This window comes from Micromonospora maritima, from assembly GCF_902825405.1.
GTDB classification, from domain to species: domain Bacteria; phylum Actinomycetota; class Actinomycetes; order Mycobacteriales; family Micromonosporaceae; genus Micromonospora; species Micromonospora maritima.
In genome coordinates, this window is record NZ_CADEAU010000357.1 from 1 (window position 1) to 5,643 (window position 5,643).

At 73.4% G+C, this 5,643-nt stretch carries 3 protein-coding genes; all 3 read left to right on the forward strand.

The genetic code is table 11. The features are described 5' to 3' along the window. Positions 1–327: 327 nt before the first annotated feature. Positions 328–1,461, forward strand: a complete 1,134-nt coding sequence (locus tag HUW36_RS24300; RefSeq protein WP_174530296.1) for a peptidoglycan recognition protein family protein — start codon at positions 328–330, stop codon at positions 1,459–1,461. Between the two features lie 270 nt (positions 1,462–1,731). After that, on the forward strand, positions 1,732–4,917 hold the full coding sequence (locus HUW36_RS24305; RefSeq protein ID WP_174530297.1) for a penicillin acylase family protein: 3,186 nt from the start codon (positions 1,732–1,734) through the stop codon (positions 4,915–4,917). A 91-nt stretch (positions 4,918–5,008) separates the two neighbouring features. Beyond that, on the forward strand, positions 5,009–5,643 hold a 635-nt coding region (locus HUW36_RS24310), incomplete at its 3' end, for a Y-family DNA polymerase (RefSeq protein WP_484502602.1).

Consider the following 5,643-nt stretch of genomic DNA (forward strand, 5'->3'; position numbering starts at 1 on the left):
CGTTCGCGGACAGCGCGCAGGCGGCCGTCGTGGCGGCGGCGCCACCAGCCGAACGCGCCGGCGGCCGCGAGCACGGCGACGAGCACGAGGGCTCCGGTCAGGCTGGGCGGGTGCACCGCACCAGGCTGCCACGCCGGACCGGTGCGCGACATGGTCCGTCCCGGTCAGCGGACGTGACATCGCCTACTGCCGCGGTAGGAGCCGCGCGGCGGGGGTGGCATTTGTCCTCTGGCGCGCCGCCCGTCCATGGCAATATTCTCCACCTCGCGCGCCGCAGTTGGAGTTCCTTTACATCGCCCGGTCCGGCCGGGCCATCGAGGAGATGCCATGCACTTCGACCACCCCGAACTGGACCGCCGTACGCTGCTGCGGGCCGGCCTCGGCGCCGCCGCGGTCGCGGTCGTCGGGACCGAGCTCGCGCTCCCCAACGCCGCGCACGCCGCGCCGGGCGCGGACCTCGACTGGATCATCAGCTGCGACGAGTGGGCGGCCCGGCCACCGGCGGACCCGCTGTCGGTCAGCGCCATCCCGACCAACAAGATCATCGTGCACCACATGGCGTTCCCGAACGTCACCGACTACTCCGAGGAACACGCCAAGCAGCTCGCCCGCGACTGCCAGGACCTGCACATGGACGGCAACGGCTGGTCCGACACCGGGCAGCACTTCACGGTGAGCCGGGGCGGCCACGTCCTGGAGGGACGGCACGGCAGCCTGGAGCGGCTCCAGGCCGGCGACCGGCAGATGATCTCCGCGCACTGCCCGGGTGAGAACGGCCGGGCCATCGGCATCGAGAACGAGGGCACCTACGTCACCGAGACGCCGCCCGAGGAGCTGCTCGCCGGGCTGGTGCGCCTGTGCACCGCGATCTGCCGGCAGTACGGCCTGCACGCGCACGACATCTTCGGTCACTGGGACTTCCGCGCCACCCAGTGCCCGGGCGCGATGTTCTACCGCGAGTTCCCCGCGCTGCGCCGCCAGGTCTTCCGCAAGCTCGGCACGAGCTTGGGCGACGTGCCGGCGCGACGCTGGCCGGACATCTGGCGCTTCGTCGGCGGCCCGGTGGTGCAGGTCGCGCAGTACCTGCTCACGTTCCGGGGCTACGCCGTACCGGTGACCGGCGTGTTCGACGCCGCCACCGTCGCGGCCGTGCAGGACTGGCAGGCGCGCAACGGCATCCCGGTCGACGTGGACGCCACGCTCACCGCGCCGACCTGGGAGACGCTCGCGCCGGAGCTGGACCAGCGCGACAGCGGCGTCCCGGTGACCGCGGCGCAGTTCATGCTGAACTCCAAGGGCTACGCGGAGGTCCTCCCGACCGGCGAGTACGACCACGCGACCCGGACCGCGGTCAAGGACCTCCAGCGCCTGCACGGACTGCCACCCACCGGCAAGCTCAGCACCACCACCTGGTGCGCCCTGGTGGGGGGTGTGGTGCGCCAGTCGTTCCACAAGCACTGACGGCGCACCGGCGGGGAGAGCGGTGGGGGGTGGCAACGGCGCCACCCCCCACCGTCGTGTCCGGCGTGGACGGACCGGCGGCGAAACGTCGGCATTCGCGGGTGGTGAACGACGGGTATCCCGGGCGGCGGTCCTCCGCCGATCATTGCCCGGAGATAGATATGAGTCATTCTCACCTCCGGGTGGAACGCCCGGGCGCGGAGGGCGAGACGTCGGCACCGGAAGCCGGGCGCACCGTTCGGCCCGACTCCGCGTCCCCGGAGGATCGCCATGCCCCGTCCCGCTCTCCGCGCCCGGCTCGCGGCGTTCACCGCCGCCGCCCTGACCGCGAGCGTCCTGACCGTCACCCCGCCGTCACCGGCGCTGGCCGCCAGCACGTTCGCCCCGAACGACTACTGCCTCGGCCAGTGCGCCGACATCCTGCCGCCCGGGCAGAACGGCAACGCCACGCTCGTGGCGATCCTGGCCCACCAGGCGCTCGGCACCCGCCCGGCGCACTCCAGCGACCAGCTCGACGAGTACGCGAACCTGGTCTACAACTACGCCGGGCTGACCGACGAGCAGATCGCCCACTTCTACAACGACGCCTCGTTCGGCGTACCGGCCGCGCAGGTCGAGAGCACCGTCTCGCCGCGCGCGGACGTCACCATCGTGCGGGACAAGGCCACCGGCGTCCCGCACGTCACCGGCACCACCCGCGCCGGCACCATGTTCGGCGCCGGGTACGCCGGGGCCCAGGACCGGCTCTGGGTGATGGACCTGCTGCGGCACGTCGGCCGCGGCAACGTCACCTCGTTCGCCGGCGGCGCCCCCGGCAACCGGGAGCTGGAACAGAGTGTCTGGGCCAACTCGCCCTACACCGAGGCCGACCTCCAGGCCCAGGTGGACGCGCTGCGCACCAGGGGCGCCCGGGGCCAGCAGCTCTACACCGACGTGGTCGACTACATCGCCGGCATCAACGCCTACATCGACAAGTCGATCGCCGACGACAACTACCCGGGCGAGTACGTGCTCGCCGGCGCCGGCAAGCCGAAGCACTTCACCATGACCGACCTGATCGCCACCGCCGGCGTGATCGGCGGCCTGTTCGGCGGCGGCGGTGGCAGCGAGATCCAGTCCGCGCTGGTCCGGGTGGCCGCGCGGGCCAAGTACGGCGCCACCGAGGGCGACCGGGTGTGGGCGGCGTTCCGCTCGCAGAACGACCCGGAGACCGTGCTCACGCTGCACGACGGGCAGAGCTTCCCGTACGGGGCGACGCCGCCGGGCGCGACCAGCGCGGTGCTGCCCGACGCCGGCACGGTGGTCGCCGAGCCGCTCGCCTACGACGCCACCGGCGGGGCCGCCTCCCGCACCGGCGCCAGCACCGCCACCAAGGACCTGCTCGGCGGCCTGGCCAACCTGCGCGCGCACGGCATGTCCAACGCGGTGGTCGTCTCCGGGCGGCACACCACCACCGGCAACCCGGTCGCCGTGTTCGGGCCGCAGACCGGCTACTTCGCGCCGCAGCTGCTGATGCTCCAGGAGTTGCAGGGACCCGGCATCAGCGCGCGGGGCGCCGCGTTCGCCGGACTGAACCTCTACGTGCTGCTCGGCCGCGGCCAGGACTACGCGTGGAGCGCCACCTCCGCCTCCCAGGACCTGACCGACACGTACGCGGTGCCGCTGTGCACCACCGACGGCACCGCGCCGACGCTGCGGTCCAACCGCTACCTCTACCACGGGCAGTGCCTCGCCATGGAGGCGCTGGAACAGCGCAACTCCTGGTCGCCCACGCTCGCCGACTCCACCCCGGCCGGCTCGTACACGCTGCGCGCGCTGCGCACCAAGTACGGTCTGGTGGCCTACCGGGGGCTGGTGAACGGGCAGCCGACCGCGTTCACCAAGCTGCGCTCCACCTACCGGCACGAGGCCGACTCGGCGATCGGCTTCCAGGCGTTCAACGACCCGTCGGCGATGGGCAGCGCGGCGGCGTTCCAGGCGTCCGCCGCGAGCGTCGGCTACGCGTTCAACTGGTTCTACGTCAACTCGACCGAGGCGGCGTACTACAACTCCGGCGCGAACCCGGTCCGGTCGTCGGTCACCGACCCGAACCTGCCGGCGAAGGCCGAACCGGCGTACGAGTGGGCCGGCTGGAACCCGGACACCAACGACGCCACCTACACCCCGACGTCGTCCCACCCGCAGTCGGTCAACCAGGACTACTACGTCAGCTGGAACAACAAGCAGGCGCGGGACTTCGGCGCGGCGGACGGCAACTTCAGCTTCGGCTCGGTGCACCGCGGCCAGCTCCTCGACGGCCCGGTGCGCGCCGCGATCGCCCAGCGCAAGCTCGGCCGCGCCGACGTCGTGAAGATCATGGCGGACGCGGCGGTGACCGACCTGCGCGGCCAGCAGGTCCTCGGCGACCTGCTGCGGGTGCTGGACAGCGCGCCCGTCACCGACCCGGCGCTGGCCGACGCGATCGGCAAGCTGCGCGCCTGGCAGCAGGCCGGCTCGCGACGGGTCGAGACGTCACCCGGCTCGAAGGTCTACCAGCACGCCGACGCGATCCGGATCTTCGACGCCTGGTGGCCGCTGTTGGCCTCGGCCGAGTTCCGCCCCGGCCTCGGCCCCGACCTCTACGCCGCGCTCGTCGACGCCATCGAGGTGAACGAGGCCCCGTCCGGCGGCCAGAACGGCGGGCGCGACGGCGCCGCGAGCTGGGCCCTGGCGGGTCAGGCGCACAAGGGCTCGTCGTTCCAGTACGGCTGGTGGGGCTACGTCGACAAGGACGTCCGCACCGTGCTCGGCGACCCGGTGGCCGGCGGGTTGGGCCGGTCGTACTGCGGCAACGGCAACCTCGGGGCGTGCCGGCAGTCCCTGCTCGACGCGCTCGGCCAGGCCGCCGCGGTGCCGGCCGCCACGGTCTACCCCGGCGACAAGTCCTGCGGCGCCGGCGACCAGTGGTGCGCCGACTCGATCGCCCAGTCCGGGCTCGGCGGGATCACCCACCCGCTGATCGCCTGGCAGAACCGCCCCACCTACCAGCAGGTCGTCTCGTTCCCGGCCCGCCGGGGAGACGACGTCACCAACCTGGCCCAGGGCCGCCCGGCCAGCGCGTCGAGCACCCAGTTCCTGACCAGCTACACCCCGGACAAGGCGGTCGACGGCAGCCTGAGCAGCCGGTGGGCCAGCAGCTACAACGACAACCAGTGGCTCCGGGTGGACCTCGGGGCGGCCCGCACCGTCAGCCGGGCGGTGCTGCGCTGGGAGGCCGCCTACGCCACCTCGTACCGGATCGAGGTCTCCGGCGACGGCAGCTCCTGGACCCCGGTGTTCGCCACCACCGCCGGCAACGGCGGCGTCGACAACGCCACCTTCGCCCCGGTCACCGCCCGCTACGTGCGGGTGTACGGGGTCAAGCGGGCCACCTCGTACGGGTTCTCGCTCTACGAGTTCGAGGTCTACGGGCGCTGACGCCGACGGCCGGCCGGCGGGGCTCCCCCGCCGGCCGGCCGCCCGGGCAGGTCAGCCACCGCGAGTCGAACAGGTGTGCGAAGATGGGCCGGTGTCGAGCGAGGCCACCATCCTGCACGCCGACCTGGACGCGTTCTACGCCTCGGTCGAGCAGCGCGACGACCCCGCGCTGCGCGGCCGTCCGGTGATCGTCGGCGGCGGGGTGGTGCTCGCGTGCAGCTACGAGGCGAAGGCCCGGGGCGTGCGCAGCGCCATGGGCGGCCGGCAGGCACGCCGGCTCTGCCCGGACGCGCTCGTGGTCCCGCCCCGGATGGCCGCCTACACGGCCGCCAGCCGGGCGGTGTTCGCGATCTTCCGCGACACCACCCCGCTGGTCGAGGGCCTCAGCATCGACGAGGCGTTCCTCGACGTGGGCGGGCTGCGGCGCCTGGTCGGCCCGCCGGCCGACATCGCCGCCGACCTGCGCGCCCGGGTCCGCCGGGAGGTCGGCCTGCCGATCACGGTCGGGGTGGCCCGCACGAAGTTCCTCGCCAAGGTGGCCAGCGGCGTGGCCAAGCCGGACGGTCTGCTGCTCGTCGAGCCGGCACGGGAGCTGGCCTTCCTGCACCCGCTGCCGGTCGAGCGGCTGTGGGGCGTCGGCCCGGTCACCGCCGCCCGGCTGCGCGAGCGCGGCCTGCGCACCGTCGGCCAGGTGGCCCGGCTCGACGAGCCGGCGCTGGTGTCGCT